This is a genomic window from Argonema antarcticum A004/B2 (genome assembly GCF_023333585.1).
Classification (GTDB): domain Bacteria; phylum Cyanobacteriota; class Cyanobacteriia; order Cyanobacteriales; family Aerosakkonemataceae; genus Argonema; species Argonema antarcticum.
Map to the genome: position 1 here is coordinate 1 of NZ_JAIQZN010000024.1, position 24917 is coordinate 24917.

26 protein-coding genes are annotated in these 24917 nt (G+C 46.6%); 20 read left to right on the forward strand and 6 right to left on the reverse strand.

Going from position 1 to position 24917, the window contains the following annotated elements:
* Positions 1 to 264: 264 nt before the first annotated feature.
* Positions 265 to 1260 (forward strand): ketol-acid reductoisomerase, encoded by a 996-nt coding sequence (gene ilvC / locus LAY57_RS12550; protein WP_249067004.1) that lies wholly within the window; start codon positions 265 to 267, stop codon positions 1258 to 1260.
* Between the two features lie 217 nt (positions 1261 to 1477).
* On the opposite strand, the gene LAY57_RS12555 is transcribed toward ilvC, so the two are convergent.
* The gene (locus LAY57_RS12555) at positions 1478 to 1705 is read right to left on the reverse strand and encodes a hypothetical protein (RefSeq protein WP_249067006.1); all 228 of its coding nucleotides are present in this window, start codon (positions 1703 to 1705) and stop codon (positions 1478 to 1480) included.
* Positions 1706 to 1975: 270 nt separating this feature from the next.
* On the opposite strand from LAY57_RS12555, the gene LAY57_RS12560 reads away from it, so the two are divergent.
* On the forward strand, positions 1976 to 3046 hold the full coding sequence (locus LAY57_RS12560) for an EndoU domain-containing protein (RefSeq protein ID WP_249067008.1): 1071 nt from the start codon (positions 1976 to 1978) through the stop codon (positions 3044 to 3046).
* A 360-nt stretch (positions 3047 to 3406) separates the two neighbouring features.
* Here the strand turns inward: LAY57_RS12560 and LAY57_RS12565 are convergent, their stop codons facing one another.
* Complete coding sequence (locus tag LAY57_RS12565) at positions 3407 to 3733, reverse strand: DUF6825 family protein (RefSeq protein WP_249067010.1); 327 nt, start codon at positions 3731 to 3733, stop codon at positions 3407 to 3409.
* Between the two features lie 334 nt (positions 3734 to 4067).
* On the reverse strand, positions 4068 to 5621 hold the full coding sequence (locus LAY57_RS12570) for a serine/threonine protein kinase (RefSeq protein ID WP_249067012.1): 1554 nt from the start codon (positions 5619 to 5621) through the stop codon (positions 4068 to 4070).
* A 194-nt stretch (positions 5622 to 5815) separates the two neighbouring features.
* Between LAY57_RS12570 and LAY57_RS12575 the strand changes: the two genes are divergently transcribed.
* Positions 5816 to 7867 (forward strand): iron uptake porin, encoded by a 2052-nt coding sequence (locus LAY57_RS12575; RefSeq protein ID WP_249067013.1) that lies wholly within the window; start codon positions 5816 to 5818, stop codon positions 7865 to 7867.
* Between the two features lie 62 nt (positions 7868 to 7929).
* Here LAY57_RS12575 and LAY57_RS12580 read toward each other — a convergent pair whose 3' ends face one another.
* Both LAY57_RS12580 and LAY57_RS12585 read right to left on the reverse strand, forming a co-directional pair.
* The gene (locus tag LAY57_RS12580; protein ID WP_249067016.1) at positions 7930 to 8346 is read right to left on the reverse strand and encodes a hypothetical protein; all 417 of its coding nucleotides are present in this window, start codon (positions 8344 to 8346) and stop codon (positions 7930 to 7932) included.
* 124 nt (positions 8347 to 8470) lie between these two features.
* Positions 8471 to 9643, reverse strand: a complete 1173-nt coding sequence (locus tag LAY57_RS12585) for an NAD(P)/FAD-dependent oxidoreductase (protein ID WP_249067017.1) — start codon at positions 9641 to 9643, stop codon at positions 8471 to 8473.
* Positions 9644 to 10264: 621 nt separating this feature from the next.
* Here LAY57_RS12585 and LAY57_RS12590 point away from each other — a divergent pair.
* Positions 10265 to 10474, forward strand: coding sequence for a hypothetical protein (locus LAY57_RS12590; RefSeq protein ID WP_249067019.1), 210 nt, complete (start codon positions 10265 to 10267; stop codon positions 10472 to 10474).
* A gap of 163 nt (positions 10475 to 10637) precedes the next feature.
* Here the strand turns inward: LAY57_RS12590 and LAY57_RS12595 are convergent, their stop codons facing one another.
* On the reverse strand, positions 10638 to 10835 hold the full coding sequence (locus LAY57_RS12595; protein ID WP_249067021.1) for a hypothetical protein: 198 nt from the start codon (positions 10833 to 10835) through the stop codon (positions 10638 to 10640).
* 284 nt (positions 10836 to 11119) lie between these two features.
* Between LAY57_RS12595 and LAY57_RS12600 the strand changes: the two genes are divergently transcribed.
* The 16 genes from LAY57_RS12600 to LAY57_RS12670 all read left to right on the forward strand — a co-directional run bounded on the left by LAY57_RS12600 (position 11120) and on the right by LAY57_RS12670 (position 24903).
* Positions 11120 to 11536: a GFA family protein gene (locus tag LAY57_RS12600; protein ID WP_249067024.1), complete on the forward strand. Its 417-nt coding sequence runs from the start codon at positions 11120 to 11122 to the stop codon at positions 11534 to 11536.
* Positions 11537 to 11626: 90 nt separating this feature from the next.
* The gene (gene leuB / locus LAY57_RS12605) at positions 11627 to 12724 is read left to right on the forward strand and encodes a 3-isopropylmalate dehydrogenase (protein ID WP_249067025.1); all 1098 of its coding nucleotides are present in this window, start codon (positions 11627 to 11629) and stop codon (positions 12722 to 12724) included.
* 32 nt (positions 12725 to 12756) lie between these two features.
* Entirely contained in the window at positions 12757 to 13068 is a 312-nt protein-coding gene (locus tag LAY57_RS12610; protein WP_249067027.1) for a hypothetical protein, read from the forward strand.
* 242 nt (positions 13069 to 13310) lie between these two features.
* Positions 13311 to 13466, forward strand: coding sequence for a hypothetical protein (locus LAY57_RS12615; RefSeq protein ID WP_249067029.1), 156 nt, complete (start codon positions 13311 to 13313; stop codon positions 13464 to 13466).
* Positions 13467 to 13742: 276 nt separating this feature from the next.
* On the forward strand, positions 13743 to 16655 hold the full coding sequence (locus tag LAY57_RS12620) for a PAS domain S-box protein (RefSeq protein ID WP_249067031.1): 2913 nt from the start codon (positions 13743 to 13745) through the stop codon (positions 16653 to 16655).
* A gap of 85 nt (positions 16656 to 16740) precedes the next feature.
* Positions 16741 to 18849 (forward strand): GGDEF domain-containing response regulator, encoded by a 2109-nt coding sequence (locus LAY57_RS12625; protein WP_249067032.1) that lies wholly within the window; start codon positions 16741 to 16743, stop codon positions 18847 to 18849.
* A gap of 137 nt (positions 18850 to 18986) precedes the next feature.
* A complete protein-coding gene (locus tag LAY57_RS12630; protein WP_249067035.1) occupies positions 18987 to 19313 on the forward strand; it encodes a DUF433 domain-containing protein in 327 nt (108 codons plus the stop codon).
* Positions 19314 to 19315: 2 nt separating this feature from the next.
* Positions 19316 to 19501 (forward strand): DUF5615 family PIN-like protein, encoded by a 186-nt coding sequence (locus LAY57_RS12635; protein WP_420839082.1) that lies wholly within the window; start codon positions 19316 to 19318, stop codon positions 19499 to 19501.
* Between the two features lie 103 nt (positions 19502 to 19604).
* On the forward strand, positions 19605 to 19736 hold the full coding sequence (locus LAY57_RS35840) for a hypothetical protein (protein ID WP_275993917.1): 132 nt from the start codon (positions 19605 to 19607) through the stop codon (positions 19734 to 19736).
* Positions 19737 to 19907: 171 nt separating this feature from the next.
* Positions 19908 to 20747, forward strand: a complete 840-nt coding sequence (locus LAY57_RS12640; protein WP_249067037.1) for a prepilin peptidase — start codon at positions 19908 to 19910, stop codon at positions 20745 to 20747.
* A gap of 39 nt (positions 20748 to 20786) precedes the next feature.
* The gene (locus LAY57_RS12645; protein WP_249067038.1) at positions 20787 to 21014 is read left to right on the forward strand and encodes a hypothetical protein; all 228 of its coding nucleotides are present in this window, start codon (positions 20787 to 20789) and stop codon (positions 21012 to 21014) included.
* Between the two features lie 92 nt (positions 21015 to 21106).
* Positions 21107 to 21958 (forward strand): acetyl-CoA carboxylase, carboxyltransferase subunit beta, encoded by an 852-nt coding sequence (accD, locus tag LAY57_RS12650; RefSeq protein ID WP_249067041.1) that lies wholly within the window; start codon positions 21107 to 21109, stop codon positions 21956 to 21958.
* Positions 21959 to 22324: 366 nt separating this feature from the next.
* A complete protein-coding gene (locus LAY57_RS12655) occupies positions 22325 to 22534 on the forward strand; it encodes a translation initiation factor IF-2 (protein WP_249067044.1) in 210 nt (69 codons plus the stop codon).
* A 162-nt stretch (positions 22535 to 22696) separates the two neighbouring features.
* Positions 22697 to 23188: a photosystem II cytochrome c-550 gene (gene psbV, locus LAY57_RS12660; RefSeq protein ID WP_249067046.1), complete on the forward strand. Its 492-nt coding sequence runs from the start codon at positions 22697 to 22699 to the stop codon at positions 23186 to 23188.
* Between the two features lie 469 nt (positions 23189 to 23657).
* Positions 23658 to 23990, forward strand: a complete 333-nt coding sequence (gene petJ, locus LAY57_RS12665; RefSeq protein WP_249067048.1) for a cytochrome c6 PetJ — start codon at positions 23658 to 23660, stop codon at positions 23988 to 23990.
* Between the two features lie 211 nt (positions 23991 to 24201).
* Complete coding sequence (locus LAY57_RS12670; protein WP_249067049.1) at positions 24202 to 24903, forward strand: rhomboid family intramembrane serine protease; 702 nt, start codon at positions 24202 to 24204, stop codon at positions 24901 to 24903.
* Positions 24904 to 24917 lie beyond the last annotated feature (14 nt).

The window sequence follows — 24917 nt, forward strand, 5'->3', positions numbered from 1 at the left end:
CAAGGGGGACAAGGGGGACAAGGGGGACAAGGGGGACAAGGGGGACAAGGAGGACAAGGGGGACAAGGGGGACAAGGCCCAGAAGAAAAGCTTTTCGTTTCAACCAACTACTTATGACCACACCCAAGCACGGCTTCCGTTGCACTTTGCTATAAATTCGCCCATAGTTCTCTAAGCGGACAAGCCTATCGGAGCTACCTAGTATTTTGATAAGATTAAAAGTTTGCAGTAAATTAAGACGCTTGCACCGAAGGAGTTGTCCCTATGGCCCGTATGTACTACGACGCTGATGCCAATTTAGACCTATTAGCCAATAAAACCATTGCCATCATCGGCTACGGTTCTCAAGGTCACGCTCACGCTCTCAATCTCAAAGATAGTGGCATAAAAGTCATTGTCGGGCTGTATCCCGGCAGCAAATCGGCGTCTAAGGCAGAAGCCGCTGGGTTAGCTGTCCACAGTGTAGCTGATGCTGCCAAAACTGCTGACTTGATTATGATCCTGTTGCCGGATGAAGTGCAAAAAACGATCTACAAGAACGAAATTGAGCCGCATCTGACAGAAGGGAAGGTACTGGCTTTTGCCCACGGTTTCAATATACACTTCGGTCAAGTTGTCCCGCCACCTAATGTAGATGTAGTGATGGTGGCACCGAAAGGGCCGGGACATTTGGTGCGGCGGACTTACGAACAGGGTGAAGGTGTTCCCTGTCTGTTTGCAGTTTATCAGGATGCGTCGGGTCAGGCACGCGATCGCGCAATGGCTTATGCTAAAGGCATCGGTGGCACTCGCGGCGGTATCCTAGAAACCACCTTCCGAGAAGAAACCGAAACCGATTTGTTTGGCGAACAAGTTGTGCTTTGCGGTGGCTTAAGTGCGCTGATCAAAGCTGGGTTTGAAACCCTCGTTGCCGCTGGTTATCAGCCTGAATTGGCTTACTTTGAATGTCTCCACGAAGTCAAACTCATTGTTGATCTAGTTGTGGAAGGCGGCTTAGCTAAAATGCGCGACAGCATTTCCAACACCGCCGAGTATGGCGATTATACCCGTGGCCCTCGAATTGTCAACGACCAAACCCGCGCTGAAATGCGTAAGATTCTGCAAGAAATTCAAAGCGGCCAATTCGCCCGCGAATTTGTGTTAGAAAATCAAGCCGGTAAACCCGGATTTACCTCCATGAGGCGTCAGGAAGCAGAACACCCCATTGAGGAAGTAGGCAAGGATCTGCGGGCAATGTTCAGCTGGCTGAAAAAGGTATAGCTAAGGGTAATTTCAGATTTTAGATTTTAGATTTTGGATTTGTTTTAAATCTGAAATCTAAAATCTAAAATAGTTAGCGGTAATTAGTCAGACACAACCGGAAACGATATGACAGCAACCTTCTTGGCAGTTAGGACATTCTCAATTCCTGAAAGCCTTGATTCTAAACCCTTCTTTCCCTAGTCCCTAGCCCCTAGCCCCTAGTCCCTAGCTATACTTACTGCGGCTTCGGCTCTTGTCCGCTCTCTAAATTGTTGATATCATTTTTCCGGCCAGCATCTCGATCTTTAGGTCTGATCCATTTTGGAAACAACCCCACTACGAAAGTTCGGCTTTGCAGGCTAGCTTGCCTTACTGGTTTGGGTAGAAAAGTCAAACCGTCACCAGCAATGATAAATCCCGCAAGTAGTAAAACGAACACAAAGCCAAATGTCTGCTTATTCATCTTTTGGCTCACAATTTGCTAACGCTTCTTCTCTTATTGTTACTCAAAATATACTGAAAATTATCAACCTATCGATAATTTTAGCGGTATACTATATCACAACACTGCTCCGTGAGGGCTGGTTAATCTTTCTGCTCTTATATCCTACAAAGGGTAATTTTAGCTTGAGTAGCGAGCAAATCTGCGGAACTAAGAAAAGCCGATCTGAAGGTAGTCAACGTACAGACTCAGAATCATGAGTGTAATTACAGTATCTTTTCCTTCAGATTTATGAAACGTGATGTTTGGATGAGACTGGCTGCAAGTGTAGCGATCGCGATCGTCCTACTATTTCTACCGATAAATGCCGCTATGGCACAAGTTCCCATCGCGGGAACCTTTAGGGCCGATCGCACTTGTGAGGCCCCAAGAGCGATCGGCGGTGCCAATCCTGGAAATGTTCGAGTTTTCAACGATCGGCGCTATGAAGCGCTTGGCTTCAACAGTGAGGCTCGAAATTTTATCCAAATCAAAGTGCCTGGTGCCAATCCCGAACGTCGCTGGGTAAGTACCTCCTGTGGTACTTTCTCAGAAGTTAGTCCTTCAGCTATCCCCGTTCCTGCACCTACTCCATCCTCAATTCTAATACCATTTTTTGATACCGTTAATAACCCAGAACAGCATCGCTTTCCACGCGATCGCAAAGAAGACATCACACCACCACCACCCCAACTAACTGCATTCGACGAAGCTGTGCTGAAAACCTGCTCTTCAATTGGAAGTAAACTCACGGCAAGTGATTTTAAACAATTGATGTCAGATCACCCAGATGTATTGAGAGAAATCCAGCAAGCTGTTGGCGGTCAACTGCTGCCAGTTCGCACTACACAATCCGAATTCCTGGACGATTTAACGGCTGTTTGGTCTAAGCGAGAAGGCTTTGAACATATTTTTTGCGGGGAGTTAGAAGGGGCAGAAAAAATAGGCGGACTGCATTTTGTGGGCAGATATCTGCAACTCCAAAAAGACGGTATTGGCGGACGTTTATCCAATAACTTGGCAAAAGAAGAGGTAATTCCCGGCGTAGTTTATACCCTGGGTGTAGTCGTCAAAAAAGGCTCAAGCACATGGATCGATGACATCAAAGGCTATGCTTTAGTCAGCGATGCCAAAGAACTGCTTTTGGATGCGACGAAAGCATTTAAGGCGCAGGGAAATGCCCAAGGAGCTTGTATTTTGCCTGTGCGAGATGGGGATACGGGAAAATCTTACAATGCCGTTTTTGTCAAAGATAGAGACGCGATCGTCACTTTTTATCCCGACGCAACTCCCAAAGGTAATCCTTGTATAACTAGGGGCTAGAAAAGTCAAAAGTCAAAAGTCAAAAGTCAAAAGAAGAAAGAAGAAAGAAAAAAGGGGCTAGGGGCTAGGGAAGAAGGGTTTGGTGGAATTAAGAACGACCTAACGCTCTTCTTGTGGGATGGGCAGGAAAGCCCGTCTTTGTATTGGATTTAGATGCGTAATAGCTTATATAGCAACTTTAGGGCGATTAGGGCATCCTAAAACGCCAGAACCAATTCACAGCAAGCATTTCATTTTTGACTTTTGAATGAGTGACTTTTGACTTTTGCTATACTTTCAGCACACAAGAAGCGCATCCGAACAAACAAAAATCCCACGGTTTCAAACCGTAGGACGATCGCATCAGGTTATGTTCAAGCTTTAAACAGAACGAGTGCGATAACGTTGCAATTCTGACCGTAATTGAGCAATTTCTGCCCTAAGTTCATCAATGGTTGCTTGCAAGTCTGTCGGTTGCGAACCCAGAGGGACGATCGCAGTAGTGGTTCGCCCCCGCACGGCAACTTCTTCAGATCGGTTAGCTCGTTCGATCGCTTGCTCGGTGAATTCCCGCATCCGTTCGCGTTGCTCGGCATCAAATTTGCCAAGTTCGCTCACGGTGTTAGTAAAGGCTTGCTCTAGCTGCTCGTAGAGGGCTTCGGCAACCGCTCTGCCGACAAAAAAGGCATGAACGAGATTATGACTCATGGAATATTTTTATGGTTTCTACCCGCCCAAATTATAGCTTGCAGATCCGATCGCGTGCCGACGATCCAAAATGGGTGTGGTCTCTCACCCGTTGGTGATGTAGGGGACAAGGGGGACAAGGGGGACAAGGGGGACAAGGGGGACAAGGGGGACAAGGGGGACAAGGGGGATAACGGGGACAAGGGGGACAAGGGGGACAAGGGGGACAAGGAGGACAAGGGGGACAAGGGGGACAAGGGGGATAAGGGGGATAAGGGGGACAAGGGGGACAAGGCCCAGAAGAAAAGTTTTTCGTTTCAACCAACTACTTATGACCACACCCATCCAAAATCGACTAAGGCTGTTGAGATGGTTCCACAGATGGGGCTACCGACTCTGAGGCGGGTATGGGAGGTAATGGCTGAACAATTGGCGGTTGGGAATGAGATGGTTCCTTAGCTGGTGCGGGTTCGGAGTTGGTGGGAGTCACAGAAGGTGCGGCTTGGGTTGCTGGTGCTGCTGTGACGGCAGGAGTCTCAGCAGGAATGGGCGTGGGAGTAGCAACAGCAGGCTGAATTGGTTCTTGTGACGCTGGCGAAACTGCTGGCATTGGTGCGATTGGTGCGATCGCCGATTGAGGGGTTGCCGTTGGTTGGGGGGAAGGTTTCTGACGTACAGGCTGGTACGATCGGACTCTGGATTTTAGCCTAGAACGCCGCGATCCTGTTGTGGAGTTTTCCTTAACGACAGGGATGTTCGATCGCGAATTTGGTGGCGAATCGATCTGAGAATTCGATCGCGAGTTTGGTTCCCCAGTTGCTGACGGTGGAGTCGTGGGTTCTACCGTCGGCCAGTTATTGGTGGGTGGAAAAGACTGTTCTTGCTGCAATACGGGTTTCCCAGCGTTACCAAAGCGCAGAGTTAAGCCGAAACCGATCCCGACGATCGCCGCCAGCCCCGCCGTAATCCCTAAAACCCTCATTCCCCAACCTTTACCTTTGGCTGTCTTTTGGCCATTAAAAGGCTCCTGTTCGACTTCGCCTGTCGGTGGCTGAGTGGTTGAAAGCAAGGATAGCGTGGGTTCACCGATCTGGGATGCTGTATTGGGCAGCAGATTTAACCATGCGGCAACAGTTTGCGGACGGCGATCGGCTTCCATATCTAAACCCCGCAAAATCGCTTGCTCAACGGCTGGGCTGAGATTGGGGCGCATTTGCCTTGGGTTCGGCAGGGGAACGCGATCGCGCAACGCTGCTGGCACGGGAGGTTGACCCGTTAGCAGGAAATAAAGAGTCGCCGCTAGAGCATAAATATCCGTGGCTGGACTGCGCCTACCTCGTGGTAGATATTGTTCGATCGGCGCATACCCAGCCGACAAAATACCCGTATGAGTTTGAGTCACCCCCAGCGTAAATTCGCGGGCAATTCCAAAATCAATCAGGATTACCGATTCTGTTCCTTCCCGTCGGATAATGTTTTGAGGTTTAACATCCCGATGCAGTAGCCCATTGTGATGAACAACGCTTAAAGCTGAGCCAATTTGACGAATGTAGTGAATAGCTTGGGCTTCAGCTAAGGGCCGATCCTGTTTGATCGATTCGGCTAGCGTTGGCCCTGGAATATAATCCATGACGATAAAAGACTGCCCACCCTCCTCAAAAAAATCCAGCACCCTGACAATGTTAGGATGCTGGCATTTGGCTAGTCGCTGGGCTTCGGCGATAAATTGCGACTGAAATCTGTCAAAATCTTCGTGGCGGCGAAGATTATCATGCAGTGTTTTGATTACAACAGTTTGACCGAGATAGGTGTGGGTGGCTTTATAGGTGATGCCAAATCCACCCTGGCCAATAGCGGCATCAAGAACGTACTTGCCATTTTGAAGTGCTTTGCCAGTCGTTATGTTCATCAATTAAAGTCACCCCACGCGAGACAATCCCAGTTTTCTATCATAATGCTACTGTCAGTAGACTGACTGGCAAGGGATGTGCGGGACAATAACCAGACGCTGGTAAAATTTTACGTAGCAAATATAACATACTGGCGCGATTCGACTTTGGTAAGGTGGCGCTATTTAGTGTAGGTGTTTAGGTGTGAGGAAAAATGCAAAAACTTTTTTGGCAGGCTTTATTAGTCAGCCCAGCAATTTTAATAGCTGGCTGTGTAATTTCCACTTCGGCTCTAGCACAGGACGTTCGCGAAAGTGTTGAGCTACCCAGCAGCAACTCCCAGTCGGAAGCCATTGACCTGGGTACAGAGTTAATGGGATTTCCCGCCAGCATTCCCTCCTTGGATTCTATTCATCGCCAACAAGTTTCAACCAAATTCTTAAAGGATGAGGTAAAGACACCGGCAGCTTCTGTTTCCAATCTGTCCGAGAATCTAATTAATTCCCCACAAGTTCCAGCCAATGCGGTTAAAAATGAGACGATCGCACAGGTGACACCCGTTTCAGATCTGTCTGGGGAACCAACTAATGCCCGATCGGTTCCGGTGAAAAACAGCGGTATGGCGCAGGTGACACCAGTTTCAGATCTGTCTGAGGAACCAACTAATGCTCGATCGGTTCCGGCGAAAAACGGCGGCATGGCACAGGTGACTTCGGTTTCTCAGCTGTCTGACGTTCAACCTACGGACTGGGCATTTCAAGCACTGCAATCTCTGGTAGAGCGCTACGGTTGTATTGAAGGTTATCCCGATCGCACTTATCGCGGCAACCGCGCCCTGACTCGCTACGAATTTGCCGCAGGCTTAAATTCTTGCCTAAACCGAATACAAGAATTGATTGCCGCAGCAGGCGGCGGCGGAGTCACTCAAGAGGACATCGAAACCCTGCGACGGTTACAAGAGCAATTTTTAGCTGAACTCAGCACACTGCGCGGTCGCGTAGACACTCTGGAAGCACGCACAGCCCGACTGGAAGCCCAGCAATTTTCTACCACCACCAAACTAAGCGGTTTTGTTTCCTTCAACATCACAAATGCCACTATTGGTGGGGGCGATCGTGTGAGGGCGGAAGGATTTAACGCTTTCGCCACCCAGCGGGAGAACGGTACACCGTTTGTCCGAACAGAAGATAACCCCGAAACCACCTTCAGCTATCTAGCGTGGTTGACGTTCAACACTTCCTTCACCGGGAAAGACGCACTCGTAACTCGTATAGGGGCTGGAAATGGATTTTCCCCAGCGAATCTGCTTGTTTCGGCGGGTCAGTTCAACACCACAGGTACTCCTTTTCTCGATCAAACGGTTGGCCCGACTGAAAATGATGTAGTACTAGCCGAATTGTTCTACAGCTTTCCAGTTGGCGATCAGTTGCGCGTGACGGTTGGGCCAAGGGTAAACTTTTATCGCCACTTTGACGGCAATCCTTTCACCATCCCGATCAATGGTACAAGCACTTTTAACTCAATTAACAGCACCTTTTTAACTTACACCAAGCGCGGTTCTGGAGCTGTCGTAGAGTGGAACCCCAGCAAACAATTTGAATTTCGGGCTGGCTATCTGGTGGAAAATATTGAATTTTTCTCCGGGACTCGCCCAGCATCCGATCCAAACAGAGGTTTATTTAACGGTGCCGATACAATTACAGCCGAACTGACATTTAAACCCATCAAAACTGCCAACATTCGCCTGCTGTATCAGCGTTCTAATCTTCCTCAAAATCAAAATGGTCAAATCGCCTTTCAGCCTGTTTTTGGGACGGCAGATGATGGTTTTGGCGGGCGGGTTCACGATGCAACTTCCGATACTTTTGGTGTTAACGTTAGTTGGTTGATTAACAAGCATTTTGGTGTCTTCGGACGCTATTACTATTCGAGTACCCACATAGAGCCGATCGCAGATGACAGGGAAGAAGGAGATATAAATGCACAAAATATCCAGGCTGGACTTGCCTTCCCAGACTTGGGCAAGCCAGGGGCTCTAGCAACGGTGTCATTTGTGATACCCTATGATGTTTTAGATGGTCGTCGGTTTTTGGCAGCCGGTGGTGGCAATGGCGGTACTCAATACGACATTGAATTGAATTACTTTTACCCAGTAAGTCAGAACATTGCCATTGTTCCAGCTTTCTATATCATCCAAAACATTAATAACTTTGATGATAATCCGACTGTTTTCATAGGCAACTTGCGAACTGAGTTTCGTTTCTAACTGGGTGGCGCGGCTGCTTTACTGAACACCCAGAAACCGGGTTTCTCCAAGAAACCCGGTTTCTAAAGGATTGAAAAATCTGCTCTCTTTTGATTGTTTCTCAGCCGTTCTATGACTTCGGGAGGAGTATTGGGACCGATCGCACCGCAGTAATACAGGTTCATTACTGCTTTGAAAGCCCAGTCGTTTGGCGACACATCGGTGAAAGGAATTGGCAATGTATCTGCACGATCTTGTACGCAAGCGTTAAGAACTTGTTCTGCTGTTGGTTGAGCTTGAGTTGTCTGTCTTTGTGACCTAAGTGGTTCGGTGTTTTGGGCAAGAGATGAAGTTGCGAACCAAAGGGGAGATAACAATGCTGCGATCGCGATAATTCTTAATTGCATAAGCTTAGCGTTATAAAGATTTTGGTCAATGGTCATATCATGTCCGGTTGCATCGGTAGCGTAAGCGTGATGCGAGAAATTGTCTGTTGTCATCGAGGGTTAAATTTTAACCACAGATGAAGACAGATGAACACAGATGAACACAGATAAGAGAGTTATTTTTTTTAGACACCCGATGCCACCGGACATGATATCAATGGTCATTCGTAAATACTAATCAAAAAGCGATCGCTAACCGATCGACGATCGGGTCTTCTTCTCCCGCACAATGGGCAGCAAATCGCTGGGCTAGCGGCGGTACGAATACCAGAGGATTGGAAAATCCTGAGAATATGTAAACGCCTTGAACTCCTGGTAGCTTACCAACTATAGGAAGACGATTGTGGCTGAAAGCAACCAAGCAGTGGTGCCACGTTCCCGGCAGCTTTCCCAACGCAGGTAACACTTTCCCCACTTGGGCGCGAATGGCAGCTTCACTCGCAAGTGGATCTATTTTAGCAGATGGGTCGGTGAGAGCGCGACTGATTTGTCCCAGCCTTATTGTGCCATCTTTAAACTGAACCATCCCAGCGTCTAAAATTGGCGGTACTGGTTCGTGACCGGGTTCATCCCATAAATTATCAATTTCTAATGTGCTAGCCTGGGCTTCTAGTTGAAAGCGTTTCATTTGGGCTGGCATCACTAAGGTATTTAGCTGGATATCAACTGGAGGGGTTTCTATCACTTCGGCATGAGTAAAATACAGACGTGCTGAGATACCAGCATCTTTGAGTAATTGTCGGCTAAAACCACCGGCACAAACGACAACATTGGCGCTGTGGTAAGTTTCGGCGTTGGTTTTTACTCCCAAAATGCGATCGCCTTCTTGTATAAATCCCAACACCCGCCCAATCTGCCTCTCTCCCCCAGCTCGGATCGCCGCTTGACAGTAGCCTTCAGCAGTTAATTGCGGGTTGATATAGCCGTGTTTGACTGTCAAAGCACCGCTAATAGCATCGGGATTCAGCAGTGGTTCGATCGCACAAGCTTCTTCTATACTGAGTAACCTGGGAGGTATCGCGCAGTTGCTATAAGCTGCGGCCATTTTTTTGGGGTCGTCATCGACATCAACAGTCAAGATTAAGTCTAATTCCCGAAACTGGGTATCGATGTCCAACTCTTGGGAGAGAATGCGATTGCGATCGATTCCTTCCGCACAGAGTTGGCGAGTCAATTCTGTTGTCCCAGACCAGTATGCCAGACCGCCGTAGCTATAGCGAGTGGCATTCTGTAAGGCATGGTTACCATATTGTTCTAATAATAGAACCTCAAAGCCTTTTTTCGTCAGTTCGTAGCTTAGTGCCGCACCTGTTATACCGCCGCCAATCACAATCCAATCGTAAGTTTTCATTTGTAAAATTTACATATAGCCGAAAAGACTTAAGTTGCTTCATTCTAGTTTATCAGAGGGTGCTACTTGTAGGGTGGCGATCGCTTTATTTAGCCCTTAGAAACCCGGTTTCTCCAAGAAACCGGGTTTCTGGGTGTTGAGTTTATTGACCGCCCACCTATTTACAGCGGTTCCCGCAGTAATGAGGTACACCTAATATAGTGGTAGTGACTGTAAGAAATAAGTTTAGTAATTGCTGACTGTACCTCATAATAGCGGGAAACGCTGTATCTTCAGGGCTGCAATAATCTGTAAAAACATAACTACGTCAGGTTTTTACAGATTGTTGCCAAAAAAATTATGTCTGTTATTGTCAATTCGCATTTCTGAGAAGCCTAATTTTACTCACTAACTGATGTATCCTGCTCACATATCTGACTGTAGCTATACCATACAAAACTTTTTTGTTTAAAATAACAAAATTTAACCTAATTATAAACTATATTTAATTTTCGATAGCTAAGATAGACAAGTTCGTCAAGTATTTTCTAGGTTCAATGTTTTTGGTTAAGATTACGCAATTATAACAACTGCTTGATGAAATATACACAATTTATCCTAGTTGTTTAGTTGGATTTATTCATGAGTGATTTTTCTTACGAAAAATGGGAAGCGATCAAAAGTCTGGCAGCCAGATTGCAAGCAATTAAAAATATCCTAGAAGTTTTTACTAGAGAAACCGAACACCTATCTTTGTCGGAAGATTTAACCTCTATGAAACAACAGTTAGAGGATGATTTTGAGAGAACATTAGACTCTTTACTAAAGCTGATAGATAATAATGGTTCCTAAGTTAATGTATTCTTGAGATTGTTTGCATACAAGGCAATAAGTAGATACCCAGAAACCGGGTTTCTTTGAGAAACCCGGTTTCTAAGGACGCAATAAGTAGATACCCAGAAACCCGGTTTCGCAGGAGTTACCGGGTTTCTAATGGCCTGGAACTTTACCGTACTCAGTACTGAGTGCTGAGTGCTGAGTGCAACGGAAGCCGTGCTGAGTAAGAAAAAGAGTACTCAGCACTTTCGCACTCGGTAAATGCCCCGCCTATGAGTGGGCGGAATCTTATCATCAGGAGAAGGTTGATACCCCGCATAGCGAGTGGGCGGTCTTTTAACTCAGCACTCAGCACTTTCAACTCAGCACTCTTCATCTTTAATTATGCCCACCTACTTAGAAGTGTGAATTTTATGAATCAATTTAATAGACAAGATTGCCAAATTAAAATTCATCTGCGTTTATCTGCGTTTATCTGCTTTCATCTGCGGTTAAAAAATCAAGATTTAGAATTTTCGCAAGAAATATAATGTAAGTTTTTTATAATTTGGTGGAAAGATCGTAAAATATGGTATGCTCGAAATAAATTATTGGTTTCCAGCCCACGGATGAATCCGGGGAGTCAATGCCAAATCATATCATTCAAAATCCTTTGATCGAATGACTGAAGAAAAACCAGGAACTTACGAAGGTGGCTGTCACTGCGGTGCAGTCCGTTTTCGGGTGGTTGTTGACAAGCATGAAGCCGACGAATGCAACTGTTCTATCTGCAAAAAAAAGGGCTTTTTGCATCTGATTGTGCCACCAGAAAAGTTTACCCTGCTAAGTGGTGACGATGTTTTGACAACTTACAGATTTAACACAGGGGTTGCCAAACATCTGTTTTGCAGTATTTGTGGAATTCACAGCTTTTATCGACCGCGATCGCATCCGAACGACTTCGATGTGAATGTGCTATGTCTGGATGGCGACGTGCTGTCAAAATTTCGCATCATTCCCTTCGACGGAGCCAACTGGGAGGAAAATATAGAGCAGCTGCAATCGCGAGTGCAGCCATCTAGTGAAACAGCGCAGTAGCTGAGCATTTCGTTCGCGTCTTCGCAATTGCCCATTCCAGCACCCACAATGCCAAAATAAATAGGCAATTACATTAAAACAGAACGATCGATGACACAGCAGCAATACCGCATTACCCTATTACCCGGCGACGGGATCGGCCCCGAAATTATGGCAGTCGCGGTAGATGTGCTGAAAGCGGTGGGTCAGCAAGAAAACTTAACCTTTGAGTTTGAGGAAGCGCTGATCGGCGGTGCTGCAATTGATGCTACAGGCGAACCGTTACCCACTGAGACATTGGAAACCTGTCGCCAAAGCGATGCCGTTCTACTTGCGGCTATTGGAGGTTGGAAGTGGGATAGCCTACCATCTCATCAGCGTCCAGAACGGGGACTGCTGGGACTGAGGGCTGGATTGGGGTTGTTTGCCAACCTGCGACCGGCCAAAATTTTACCGCAGCTGATTGACGCCTCCACATTGAAGCGGGAAGTGGTTGAGGGCGTTGATATCATGGTGGTGCGAGAACTCACGGGCGGAATTTACTTTGGACAACCCAAGGGAATTTTTGCGACAGAAACCGGGGAAAAGCGCGGCGTGAATACGATGGCGTACACCGAAAGCGAAATAGACCGAATTGGGCGAGTAGCATTTGAAACAGCTCGCAAACGGGGCGGTAAACTTTGCTCGGTGGATAAGGCGAATGTGCTGGAAGTTTCTCAGCTATGGCGCGATCGCATCATCCAGTTAGCATCAGAATATCAGGATGTCGAGCTGAGTCATCTTTATGTCGATAATGCTGCCATGCAGCTAGTAAGGGCACCCAAACAGTTTGACACGATCGTCACCGGCAATCTTTTCGGCGATATTCTTTCAGACGCTGCCGCCATGTTAACGGGTAGTATTGGTATGTTGCCCTCTGCCAGTTTAGGCGCTTCTGGGCCTGGTGTATTTGAACCCGTCCACGGATCGGCCCCCGACATTGCAGGTCTTGATAAAGCTAACCCAATAGCTCAAGTTCTCAGCGCTGCGATGATGCTGCGCTACGGTTTGAATCAAGCCACAGCCGCAGACAAAATCGAGCAAGCAGTGCTGCAAGTGTTGGACAATGGTTATCGTACCGGCGACATTATGTCTGATGGTATGACGTTTGTAGGTTGCCGAGCGATGGGAGATGCTTTGCTCCAAGCGCTAGAAAATCCCCAAAACTAATCTAATCTATTCGCCAAAAGTGGCCTTGCTATATGCAGACAAATCCATTAAAAACTAGCTTAGAAAACAAGGATAGGTTAGTGGTACAAACGTCAAAGCAAAAGGTAGAAATTAAGGGAGACAGGAAAGATTTCCCCGTGTTACCAGATCCAGCTTTACTTCAAGCCGCTCGACAGATTTACCGAGCCTACTCTCAGGCACATCCCAAGCTAGTGGAGCGCCCCATCGGTGTAGCTATTAATCGAATAACGCTGAGGGGTAAGCTAATTTTTGCTAACAAGCCGATACTGTTGCCCCAAGAAAGTTTTGTGCCGTTTAGTCAGATTGAATCAGAATTGTATTAAGTAGGTGAGCGTAAATAAACTGAACACCTAGAAACCCGGTTTCTAACTTAGATCGGTTGTACGAACTTCAACAAATCTAAGCTCCTAGAAACCGGGTTTCTAACGGCATTGCCTATAGCAAAAGTCACTCATTCAAAAGTCATATCATGTCCGGTGGCATCGGTTGGGTAAAAAAAATAACTCTCTTATCTGTGTTCATCTGTGTTCATCTGTCTTCATCTGTGGTTAAAATTTAACCCTCGATGACAACAGACAATTTCTCGCATCACGCTTACGCTACCGATGCAACCGGACATGATATCAAAAGTGAAAGCTGCTATATTTTTGACTGCATTGGGATGCACGTTGGCATTTTCAACTCATATAGCAACCGCTCTCGTCAGTTAGGACGTTCTTAATTCCACCAAACCGTTCGGACTTCGGCGTGAGCGTTCGACTGAGCGCTCAGTCGAACGCTGAGACGTTCGGCGAAGCCCTTGATTCTAAGCTAACACGCATCTAATTCGGATATTTCTAATCCGGCAATCAAACCTTCAATTCCTCTCCCACTCCCCCACTCCCCCACTCTCCCACTCCCGCTAAACATACAAATTAAATGCGTAGCAGCTTAGTTCCTTCTTCCCTAGTCCCTAGCCATACCATATAAGTAGGAAATTTTTTTAATAAATCAACAAATGATATTAGAAGAAATTTTTGATTCAGGAGATTTTATCCCACATGGGCATTGCTACCTGTGGAAGCCTGAGTTGGTGGGAATTAACGTCATCTCGGACACTTTAATTGCGCTTGCATATTATGTCATCACCAGCACACTAATATATTTTGTTCGCAAGCGGAAAGATTTGCCCTATCCTTGGATATTTCTGCTGTTTGGCGCATTTATCGTCGCTTGCGGCACCACCCATTTAATGGAGGTTTGGACGCTGTGGCATCCGATTTATTGGCTGTCTGGGTGGCTCAAAGCGATAACGGCTGTAGTTTCACTCTACACAGCTGTGATGCTTGTACCGTTGATTCCTAAAGCGCTGGCTCTCCCCAGTGCCGCAGAACTCTCAGCAATCAACCGTAACCTGGAAAACCAAATTTTAGAGCGCCACCGGGTTGAGGAGGCCCTGCGCCAGAGCGAAGCTCGTTATCGCGCGATTGTAGAAGACCAAACCGAACTGGTTTGTCGGTTTTTGCCCGATCGCACTTTCACTTTCGTCAACCAATCTTACTGTCGTTACTTTGATCGATCGCAGGAAGAACTGCTTGGACATACCTTTGCTCCTATTATTCTCGAAGAAGATTTGGCACAAGTAGAAACACAGCTGAGTACTCTAAGTCTGGAAAATCCCGTCACAACGATCGCAAACCGCATTATCCTACCCAACGGAGAAATTCGCTTTCATCAGTGGATCAACCGGGCGATTTTTGATGAGCAAAACCGCCTAGTCGAGTTTCAAGCAGTAGGGCGGGACATCACAGAACTGAAGCGGACAGAAGAGGCACTGCTGATATCGCAAGCGCGTCTGGCTGGAATTTTGAATATTGCTGATGATGCAATTATCTCGATCGACGCAACTCAACATATTACTCTATTTAACAAAGGCGCGGAAAAGATCTTTGGATACAAAGCTATTGAAGCTATAGGCCAACCCCTCGACCTGCTTTTGCCAGAACGCTTGGCGGCGCTTCATCGCCAGCACGTGGTGGGATTTGCGTGGTCATCCGATACAGCCAGGAGGATGGGCAAGAACGGTGAGATTTTAGGCTGTCGCAAAGATGGTACGGAATTTCCGGCTGAAGCCTCGATTTCGCGGCTGGAATTGGAAGGTGAAAAAATTTTTACCGTGTTTCTGCGCGATATTACCGATCGCAAGCAGACAGAAGAAGCGTTGCGCGACAGTGAAAGACGCTTCCGCGCGATCTTTGACCAGACATTCCAATTAATTGCACTGCTGAAACCAGATGGTACGCTTTTAGAAGCTAACCAGACAGCGTTGGATTTTGCGGGACAGAAACATTCAAATGTTGTCGGTCGTCCTTTTTGGTCAGCGCGGGTCTGGACTATTTCGATCGAAATCCAGAACCAATTGAAAGCAGCGATCGCCCAAGCAGCAACAGGCAAATTCGTTCGTTACGAAGTCGATATCCGCGATGCTGACGATCGGGTGACAACGATTGACTTTTCCCTCAAACCTGTGAAGGATGAGACGGGAAATGTGGTTTTGCTGATTCCAGAAGGACGGGATATTAGCGATCGCAAACACGCAGAAGCTGCATTGCAAAGAGCTTATGACGATCTAGAAGTTAGAGTTCAGGAACGAACTAAAGAACTAGCAAAAGCCAACGCAGATTTACAGATGGAGATTGCCGATCGCCTGCGGGTAGAAGCAGAACTGGAAATCCGCGTCAGGCAGCAGGCGGCGGTGGCTCAACTCGGTCAACAAGCACTTGCCGACAACAACCTTTCCACTATTTTGACGCAAGCTTGCGCGATTATAGCACAAACTCTTGAGGTGGAATACTGCAAGGTTTTAGAACTCCTTCCGGGTGGGGAAGCTTTGCTGCTGCGGGCTGGTGTAGGTTGGCAAGAAGGATTGGTGGGAAGCGCAACAGTTAGTTCCGGTATGGATTCCCAAGTGGGCTACACCTTACTTTCGAGCGAGCCGATCGTTGTGGAAGACTTACGCACGGAAGTACGGTTTAGTGGCTCATCCCTGCTTCGCGAGCATGGCGTTGTCAGCGGGATGAGTGTCATAATCCAACAAGGTAGCGATCGTCCTTTTGGAGTCTTGGGAGTGCATACAACCAGACAGCGAAAATTCACTCAAGATGACCTTCACTTTCTCCAAGCTGTGGCTAATGTGCTTTCTTCTGCTCAAGCCCGCCAGCACGCAGAACAGCACATTCAGGCATCTCTCAAAGAAAAAGAGGTGTTGCTGAAGGAAATTCACCATCGTGTCAAAAACAATTTGCAGGTCATTTGCAGTCTGCTTGGCCTTCAGTCCCGGTCTATCAATGATAAATTAACAAGTGATATATTCAAAGAAAGTCAAAATCGCGTTAGATCGATGGCACTTATCCACGAAAAATTGTATCGCTCTAAAGACCTGACAAAAATTGATTTTGCTCAGTATATTCGTGAATTAGCTACTAATTTGTTTCGTTCTTACGGCATAAAAACTAACGATATCAACCTAATGATTGATGTGAGCAATAATATTTTTCTTAATGTTGACACAGCAATTCCTTGTGGCTTGATTATCAACGAGCTTGTTTCCAATTCATTAAAATATGCTTTCCGCGAAGGAGAAAAAGGTGAGATTGGCATTATGTTTTATCCGATTGAAGAGCGTAATTTAGTACTAATTGTTAGGGACAACGGGGTGGGATTGCCAGCAGATTTCGATCTGAAAAATCCGAATACTTTGGGGTTAAAATTAGTTAATGGTTTGGTCAATCAGTTAAAAGGTAAGATCGATCTTAAGTCTAGTCCGGGTACAGAATTTAAGATTGTATTTACAGGAGTGGGCGACCACTCTAAGCCGGACAGTGGAACCCTTGCCCCTGCCCCCCACCCCGACCCGCAACTCTTAGGTTAGACTATTATTCCCCCTCTCCTTTGCGGAGAGAGGTTTGTCCCGGCGATAGTTAGTAGCCAAGGAGTTAAAATAGAGGGATGACAATATGCTAACAAAAAATGCGAGAATTGAGAGCGCCACAATTTTAGTTGTAGAAGACGAAAGCATCGTTGCGATAGACATACAAAATATTTTAGAGAATTTAGGTTATAAAGTTCCGGCGATCGCCGATACTGGCAACGAAGCAATTCAAAAAGCCGATGAAATTAAACCGTGTTTAGTGTTAATGGATATTAGGTTAAAAGGAGAAATAGACGGTATAGAAGCGGCAGAACAAATTTTATTGCGTTTCGATATACCAGTCATATATTTGACTGCTTATGCTGATGAAGAAACGTTAAGCCGGGCAAAAAAAACAAGTCCATTTGGATATATTATCAAACCTTTTGAAGAAAGAGAATTAAATATTGCTATTGATATGGCGATTTACAAACATAAGATGGAAAAGCAAATAAAAGAAAATGCTAAATGGCTTTCCACCGTACTCAAAAGCATTGGCGATGGCGTGATTGCTAACGATACCAAAGCGTGTGTCACTTTTATGAATCCGATCGCCGAAGCACTAACGGGCTGGCAGCAGTCAGATGCGATCGGTAAAAATTCCACAGAAGTATTTAATATTGTCGATGAAATAACCCGTATTACGATTGAAAGTCCTGTAATCAAAGCACTTAATGAAGGTAAGATTTTGAGTCTGCCGGAACAGACTTTGCTGATCGCGAGAAATGGTGCAGAAGTACCAATTGGTGATAGCGTTGCACCGATCAAAGACGATCGAGAAAACGTTATGGGTGCGGTTTTGGTATTCTGGGACATGACTGAACGGAGGGAAGCAAAGGAAAAATTGCGCTATCAGGCTTTTCACGATGCACTAACAGGTTTGCCAAACCGCGCCTTGTTCTTGGAACGGCTCGATCGTGCGTTCAAGCGAGCAAAACGACATCACGATTATTTGTTTGCCGTGTTATTCCTGGATGTTGACCGTTTTAAAATTATCAATGACAGTTTTGGGCACGCGATCGGAGATCGGTTGCTGATTGCGATCGCACAAAGGTTAGAAAATAGTTTACGCAGCGCTGACACAGTTGCACGTCTGGGGGGAGATGAGTTCGCTATCCTTTTGGAAGATATCGAAAATATCAACGATGCTTGTCGCGCTGCTGACCGAATTTTGAGCGAACTGAGTTCGCCCTTCAACATAGACGTATATGAAACCTTCACCAATGCAAGCATCGGTATCGTCTGTAGCTTGTCGAATTACGAACAGGCAGAAGATTTGATCCGCGACGCCGACATCGCCATGTACCGTGCGAAATCCCTTGGAAAGGGACGGTATCAGGTGTTCGATACAGCCATGCACCTTCAAGTAATAACGCTGTCGCACTTAGAAAATGACTTGCGACGAGCGATCGATCGCTGCGAGTTTCAAGTTTACTACCAACCAATTGTATCCCTAGCCACCAACAAAATTGTCGGTTTTGAGGCGCTAGTGCGCTGGCAGCATCCCCAACGCGGATTGATTGCGCCAGGAGAGTTTATTCCACTAGCCCAAGAAACAGGGGCGATCGTGCAAATCGACTTCTGGGTAATGCGTTCAGCGTGCCTCCAAACGCGGCTATGGCAGCAGCAAATCCCCACTTCCTCAGCTTTGACAATCAGCGTAAATCTTTGTAGCAAACACTTTGCCCAATCAAACCTCATCGAACAAATCGATCGAGTTCTACAGGATACGGGTTTAGATGCCAGCAGCTTAAAGCTAGAAATTACAGAAAGCGCTATCATCGAAAATGCCGAATCTGCGGCTGCCACACTCTCCCAATTAAGAGCTTTGGGAATTCAACTGTCCATTGATGATTTCGGCACCGGCTATTCATCTCTTAGCTATCTTCACCGCTTCCCAGTTAATACGCTCAAGATCGATCGCTCTTTTATTAACAACATGGGTGAAGATAGGGAGAGTTCGGAGATTGTCAGAACTATCGTGATGTTAGCTCATAACCTGGGGATAGACGTAATTGCAGAAGGAATAGAAACGAGACAGCAATTGGTAAAACTGAGGGAGTTACAATGCGAATACGGGCAAGGGTATTTATTTTCTAGGCCGTTGCCATCTCCAGAGGCAGAGCAGTTGATAGCGATCGAGCAAGGGCGGTAAAATAATGAATCTTCCGTATTTACTGCCCACGTTCTGCAAATCTGACTCAGATCTGCAGAATGTGGGCTACAAAATACTAATAGACATATGCTAAAATATTAACTAAATATTCCCCCCTCTCAAAACCGCTTTTAACTATGACCCTCAAAGAATTAGAACCACAACTCCTCGCTTTAACTCCTGCCGAAAAATCTCAAGTAATCCAGCTATTAATCCAAAGTTTAAGTAACACTTGGCAAGGAATTGAAAAGACTCCCAGCGTCTGCGGTGGCGATGCTAGAATTGCTGGGACTCGTATACCCATTTGGTCGCTGATAGAATCTCGTCGTTTGGGCATTACTGAGGCACAGCTTTTAGATGACTATCCACATATTAGTGCTGCCAATTTAGCGAATGCTTGGGCTTATGCCGATGCACATCAAGATGAAATTGAAGAAGCAATCAGAAAGAATGAGGAAGCTTGACTATGGCGCGTCTCTATGCAGATGAACATTTCCCACGCATAGTCAGCGAATTATTAAGCACTATGGGTCACGATGTCCTGACAGTTCAAGAAGCTGGGAATGCGAATCTTGGAATTCCCGATCCAGAGGTACGGCAACACGCATTAATGATGCTATTTCTATGGAAGAAAGCTTGCAAGAGAAATTGATTCGAGTGATTCGTCCACCTGGATGAAAAAGATGCGATCGATCTTTCCAATAAAAGCTAAAATCTAAAATAGATACTCTTTTTCTCAAAAATCGCTTTTAACTATGAAACTCAAACAATTAGAACCGCAACTTATAGACAAAGAATGGCGAATGGCAACCCGCATTAATTATGTTATTTCTACTGAAGAAACTTTGAGAGGCAAATTGATTGGAGTGATTCGTCCGCCTAGATGAGGAGGGCCGATTTGTAACTCTTGTTTGATGATCGAGCAAGGGCGGTAAAATAATTGCAGATTTCAGATTTCAGATTTCAGATTTGCGGTTTTCGGTACTTGGCCTGGGCGAAGCATTCTCCAATCAAAATCATTGATTTCTCCTTGATGTTATCTTGGGCTACCAAAAGACATGGATATCTTGATAATGTTGCCCGTGGTTGTGTTTGTCTTCGTACTGGGGGCGTCTGTGGGCAGTTTTCTCAATGTTGTGGTTTACAGGTTGCCAGCTGGGTTATCTCTGCTATTTCCGCCTTCTCGCTGTCCTCAGTGCCTTAACAAATTAAAAGCGTATGACAACGTACCTGTGTTTGGCTGGCTGTGGTTGCGGGGGCGCTGTCGTTACTGTAGAAATCCGATCGCAGTACGCTATCCCATAGTGGAAGCTGCAACGGGTATTTTGTTTTTGTTGGTTTTCTTGAAGTTTGGCAGTATGGGAGAAACGCTGGGTTATTGGCAAACCCTGGGTTACTGTGCTTTTTTGAGTTGGCTTTTGGCTTTGTCCCTGATCGATCTCGATACCATGACTCTACCCAATTCCCTAACTCAGTCTGGGTTATTGGCGGGTTTGGTATTTAAAGGCGCTCTAGGTTTTCTGACAGCAAATAACTTAGCAGGCTCGATTAACCAGGTGATGTCGGGTATCGTCGGTGCCGTGCTGGGTATATGGCTGTTTGACGCGATTATTGTGGTGGGATCGATCGTGTTTGGGCAAGCCGCAATGGGTGGGGGAGATGCCAAATTGGCGGCGATGATGGGTGCTTGGCTGGGTTGGAAGTATTTGCTGCTGGCTGGCTTTTTGGCTTGTGCGGTGGGGTCATTTGTGGGTGGCGGCGCGATCGCGCTTGGCTTGCTAAATCGCCGTCAACCGATGCCTTTTGGCCCCTTCCTGGCACTGGGAGCCGGTTTGACGGTTTTTTTCGGTCAGGATATTTTAGCCACATACCTACAATTATTTTTCCCACTCATCTGAACATTTCGACTGCTACTTGGGATGAGATAAAATCAACCTGTGTCTTGGATCTCGCTGAAAACCACTCCTACCCGCTGGGAAGCGGAACTAATGCAGCAAATCCTCGCTGCTCATCAAATCCCGACCCGAATTATCGACTTGGGTATTGGTTCATATATGGGAACGGGTAGCCCTGCGGCTTTGCAGGTGCGATCGCAAGATCGGTGGACAGCCCTGCTTCTACTCAGTCCCCTGGAAGAGGAGCAAGCGCCAGAAGAAGATGTTTGAGTAATTCGATCGAGTACCGACTTAAAAAGCGATTAACGAGTTAGCAATTAGCAATTAACAATGAACTAAATTAAAAGGAATTTACTGTTTTCATGTCTTTGTTTGATTGGTTTGCAAATAGAAAAAAATCCAGTCCGATCAGTCCAGAACGACAAGAGCGCGAAATTGCAGATGGGCTGTGGACGAAATGCGAAGCTTGCAGCGTGATGGCTTACACCAAAGATCTGCAAGCCAATCAGATGGTTTGCCGGGAGTGCGACCATCATATGCGGATCTACAGCAACGAGCGCATCCGCCAGCTGATAGATGCGAATACCTGGGAGCCGATTGACGAGGGACTGCGCCCTGGCGATCCGTTACAGTTTCGCGATCGCAAATCTTACCGCGATCGTCTCAAAGAAACCCAAGAAAAAATCGGCCTTTCTGATGCTGTCCAAACTGGCTTGGGGAAAATGGAAGGTAACCCAGCCGCACTGGGCGTCATGGACTTCCGATTCATGGGCGGTAGCATGGGCTCCGTTGTAGGAGAAAAACTCACCCGTCTAGTGGAACAAGCTACTCAGCAAGGCTTACCTGCGATCGTTGTTTGTGCCTCCGGCGGAGCCAGAATGCAAGAAGGAATGCTCAGCCTGATGCAGATGGCCAAAATTTCCGCTGCTCTGCAACGCCACAGAGAAGCGAAACTGCTATACATTCCAGTTTTGACTCACCCCACAACTGGGGGCGTTACTGCCAGTTTTGCCATGTTAGGAGACATCATTGTGGCAGAACCAAAAGCCACGATTGGGTTTGCCGGACGGCGGGTGATCGAGCAAACCGTGCGAGAAAAGCTGCCAGACGATTTTCAAACCGCTGAGTATCTCCTACAGCACGGCTTTGTAGACGCCATTGTGCCCAGAACCAGACTGAAATCAACCCTGGCTCAGCTGATTCGCCTGCACTGAAGAGAGGGGCTATAAAAGTCAAAAGTCAAAAGTCAAAAGTCAAAAGAAGAAACAAGAAAGAAAAAAGGGGCTAGGGACTAGGGGCTATAAAAGTCAAAAGTCAAAAGTCAAAAGTCAAAAGAAGAAACAAGAAAGAAAAAAGGGGCTAGGGGCTAGGGACTAGGGGCTAGGGGCTAGGGGCTAGGGGCTAGGGGCTAGGGGCTAGGGGAAGAAGATTGTTCGCCCACTCAGCACTCAGCACTCAGCACTCCAGAAGCACTAAAGCCGAAGCACTAAAGCCGAAGCACTACTCAATAACTATCTTGGGAAACGTACCGCTCAGTGGCATGATTATGAGAGTGGCTCAATCTTTCGTAAAGAACCAGTATGGGTTTTGCAGATCTGTCGATCGCAGAAATCGCGGCTGACTACAACACTTCAGTGGCAGAAGTGTTACAGCTTTGCGTCCGGTTGGGAATAAACTATAAAAACCCTCAGACTCGTTTGGCCTTGGAGGACGTGAAAGCAATCATTTCCGAAATTATGGCTAAAAGAAATTGCGAGCGCAGCGATCGACAGGAAGATTCCTCCCTGTAATCGAACAGTTGCCCAGCTTCTGAAGTAGATTATCCCGACGAATGCCTATCATCTGGGCTAGAGCCATGCCGCGAACCCTAGTGATAGGTCTGCCGATCGAATAACGCAGATTGAGCCCATCTGCTATATCTAATCACCGAGCCTGATTGTTTTGGGAGTACCATGCTTAAAAAATACATCTTGCTTGCTGTGGCTACCGTATTATTCACCTTTCAGATGGTTATCGGAAGCGCTTATGCCGTCGAACTCGACGCCGAAACCCGCACGGTGCAAAAAAATGGAGCCGGTGACAGCCTTGTCCTCAGCCTAAAACAAGTTCAAGAAGGCAAACGCCTGTTTAATAATGCCTGTTCTCAATGTCACAATGGAGGGGTAACGAAGACAGACCCCAACGTAGGACTAGAGCCAGAAACGCTCTCTCTAGCGACACCACCCCGCAATAACATCGAAGCATTGGTGGATTACATGAAAGATCCCACCACTTATGATGGCGAAACCTCGATCGCTGAGCTACATCCCAGCAAGAAGAGCGCCGATATTTTCCCGGAAATGAGAAATCTGACCGACGAAAATCTCACAGCGATCGCCGGTCATATTCTGATCCAGCCAAAAATCGTGGGTTCTAGGTGGGGAGGCGGCAAAGTATATTATTAAAGCCGAGTCAACAACCCTTTACCCCCTCCCCATGTCATAGAACCCATTGGTCTTAACCTGGATTAGCAAGGAGCAGCACATCTGTTTTCGCTAGCAGACCTGCCAAAAGCAAACAGATCATCCAGTCAGTACTGGATAATCTCTGATGTGGAGGGAGCGACCTTACCAAACCCACAAGTGTCTCTCTTCCTAATTTTCCTTGCAATTTCATAACGGTAAGAGCCTCAGCGGTAAAATAATTTTTGGGTAACTTTCAGTACAAAAATGTGCTGAAAATTATTGAGGGCAGAAGTTACCGTAGGGGCTGAGTTTAAGCACACCCCTACAACCTCCTCCGGCGACTACGTTCCCACCGGAGGAATAAAAAAAGCGGCGACTGCGGTTATAGCGCAGTTAGCGATCGTTAGCGATCGTTTCCGTTCGTACAGATTTGTTGTTGAGAGTACAAGTTGAGTTGAGGAGAACCCCCTTGAGAAAATTAGTATCGGTTGTACTGCTGACAATCGCAGTCTTCACATTTGCCTTGGGACGTCCTGCCCTGGCAGAAGGAGATGCAGCCAATGGTGCCAAAATCTTTAGTGCCAACTGCACTGTCTGTCACGCAGGTGGTAGAAACCTCATTATGGCCCCTAAAACCCTTAAGAAAGATGCTCTGGAGAAGTACGGTATGTATTCTCTAGAAGCAATTACAAACCAGGTGACGAAAGGTAAAGGTGCCATGCCCGCCTTTGCTGGTCGTTTGAAACCTCAGCAGATAGATGATGTAGCGAGCTACGTGCTATCTCAAGCTGAAAAGTGGTAACTGCTCGCTAAACACTACAGGACTTACGCATAAGGCAGCAAAGCATGGGATATGGGGATAAGAATTTACTTTCTGACTCCTTGACCAGGAGGCGCTCAAATCCTCTGCTAGCTGTTTAAATGCGTAAGTCCTAAGATTTGATCCGCAAGTTAGAGGACATCCCCTCAAGCCATAGGCTATCTTTCAGCTTGATGCTCTTGGAAAAAAGCCTGTGGTTCCCCTTCGCGATCGCAATCCCACAGTAATCACTCCATATATCACTTATGGGTTGATTGCGGTTAATATTCTCGTTTTTTTATATGAACTGACTTTGCCACCAGCGCAATTGGAAGGATTTTTCCATCTGGCGGCTATAGTGCCGCGAGAACTATCAGCCAGCTTTTCAGGCATATCAGTAAATCAGCAGGTGCCAGAGTGGATGACGCTGTTTACGTCACAATTTCTGCATGGTGGTTTTTTGCACTTGGCGGGCAATATGCTGTTTCTGTGGATTTTTGGCAACAATATTGAAGATAAGTTGGGTCACCTCAAATATTTGATTTTCTATCTGGCTTGCGGTGCTTTGGCGGGATTAACCCAGTGGTTTTTTTCACCTGCTTCTCCAGTTCCTTCGCTAGGTGCTTCCGGTGCGATCGCAGGAGTGCTGGGAGCTTACATTCTCAGGTTCCCAAAGGCACAAATCCTCACACTTTTTGGATATTTCGTGACGACTGTTCCTGCGTACTTCTTTCTGGGTTTATGGTTTATACAGCAAGCCTTTTACGGCATTGCCAGTCTCAATGCTCCCGCCAACATCGGCATGGAATCAGGTGGAATTGCTTACTGGGCTCACGCAGGTGGCTTTGTCTTCGGAGCGATTTTAGGCCCCATGTTGGGGTTGTTTGACGATCGCTCTCCGTCCGAGCCATTTTAGATTTTAGATTTTTA

What these genes read in the sequence shown, in the direction of transcription:
- accD (WP_249067041.1), top strand. Translation starts at nt 21,107, where the DNA reads ATGTCTTTGTTTGATTGGTTTGCAAATAGAAAAAAATCCAGTCCGATC.
- LAY57_RS12570 (WP_249067012.1), bottom strand. Translation starts at nt 5,621, where the DNA reads ATGAACATAACGACTGGCAAAGCACTTCAAAATGGCAAGTACGTTCTT.
- LAY57_RS12630 (WP_249067035.1), top strand. Translation starts at nt 18,987, where the DNA reads ATGACCCTCAAAGAATTAGAACCACAACTCCTCGCTTTAACTCCTGCC.
- LAY57_RS12615 (WP_249067029.1), top strand. Translation starts at nt 13,311, where the DNA reads ATGACAACAGACAATTTCTCGCATCACGCTTACGCTACCGATGCAACC.
- psbV (WP_249067046.1), top strand. Translation starts at nt 22,697, where the DNA reads ATGCTTAAAAAATACATCTTGCTTGCTGTGGCTACCGTATTATTCACC.
- LAY57_RS12610 (WP_249067027.1), top strand. Translation starts at nt 12,757, where the DNA reads ATGCAGACAAATCCATTAAAAACTAGCTTAGAAAACAAGGATAGGTTA.
- LAY57_RS12640 (WP_249067037.1), top strand. Translation starts at nt 19,908, where the DNA reads ATGGATATCTTGATAATGTTGCCCGTGGTTGTGTTTGTCTTCGTACTG.
- LAY57_RS12590 (WP_249067019.1), top strand. Translation starts at nt 10,265, where the DNA reads ATGAGTGATTTTTCTTACGAAAAATGGGAAGCGATCAAAAGTCTGGCA.
- LAY57_RS12625 (WP_249067032.1), top strand. Translation starts at nt 16,741, where the DNA reads ATGCTAACAAAAAATGCGAGAATTGAGAGCGCCACAATTTTAGTTGTA.
- LAY57_RS12655 (WP_249067044.1), top strand. Translation starts at nt 22,325, where the DNA reads ATGGGTTTTGCAGATCTGTCGATCGCAGAAATCGCGGCTGACTACAAC.
- LAY57_RS12560 (WP_249067008.1), top strand. Translation starts at nt 1,976, where the DNA reads ATGAAACGTGATGTTTGGATGAGACTGGCTGCAAGTGTAGCGATCGCG.
- LAY57_RS12585 (WP_249067017.1), bottom strand. Translation starts at nt 9,643, where the DNA reads ATGAAAACTTACGATTGGATTGTGATTGGCGGCGGTATAACAGGTGCG.
- LAY57_RS12580 (WP_249067016.1), bottom strand. Translation starts at nt 8,346, where the DNA reads ATGACAACAGACAATTTCTCGCATCACGCTTACGCTACCGATGCAACC.
- ilvC (WP_249067004.1), top strand. Translation starts at nt 265, where the DNA reads ATGGCCCGTATGTACTACGACGCTGATGCCAATTTAGACCTATTAGCC.
- LAY57_RS12620 (WP_249067031.1), top strand. Translation starts at nt 13,743, where the DNA reads ATGATATTAGAAGAAATTTTTGATTCAGGAGATTTTATCCCACATGGG.
- LAY57_RS12595 (WP_249067021.1), bottom strand. Translation starts at nt 10,835, where the DNA reads ATGAAGAGTGCTGAGTTGAAAGTGCTGAGTGCTGAGTTAAAAGACCGC.
- LAY57_RS12635 (WP_420839082.1), top strand. Translation starts at nt 19,316, where the DNA reads ATGGCGCGTCTCTATGCAGATGAACATTTCCCACGCATAGTCAGCGAA.
- LAY57_RS12565 (WP_249067010.1), bottom strand. Translation starts at nt 3,733, where the DNA reads ATGAGTCATAATCTCGTTCATGCCTTTTTTGTCGGCAGAGCGGTTGCC.
- leuB (WP_249067025.1), top strand. Translation starts at nt 11,627, where the DNA reads ATGACACAGCAGCAATACCGCATTACCCTATTACCCGGCGACGGGATC.
- LAY57_RS12575 (WP_249067013.1), top strand. Translation starts at nt 5,816, where the DNA reads ATGCAAAAACTTTTTTGGCAGGCTTTATTAGTCAGCCCAGCAATTTTA.
- LAY57_RS12600 (WP_249067024.1), top strand. Translation starts at nt 11,120, where the DNA reads ATGACTGAAGAAAAACCAGGAACTTACGAAGGTGGCTGTCACTGCGGT.
- LAY57_RS12555 (WP_249067006.1), bottom strand. Translation starts at nt 1,705, where the DNA reads ATGAATAAGCAGACATTTGGCTTTGTGTTCGTTTTACTACTTGCGGGA.
- LAY57_RS35840 (WP_275993917.1), top strand. Translation starts at nt 19,605, where the DNA reads ATGAAACTCAAACAATTAGAACCGCAACTTATAGACAAAGAATGGCGA.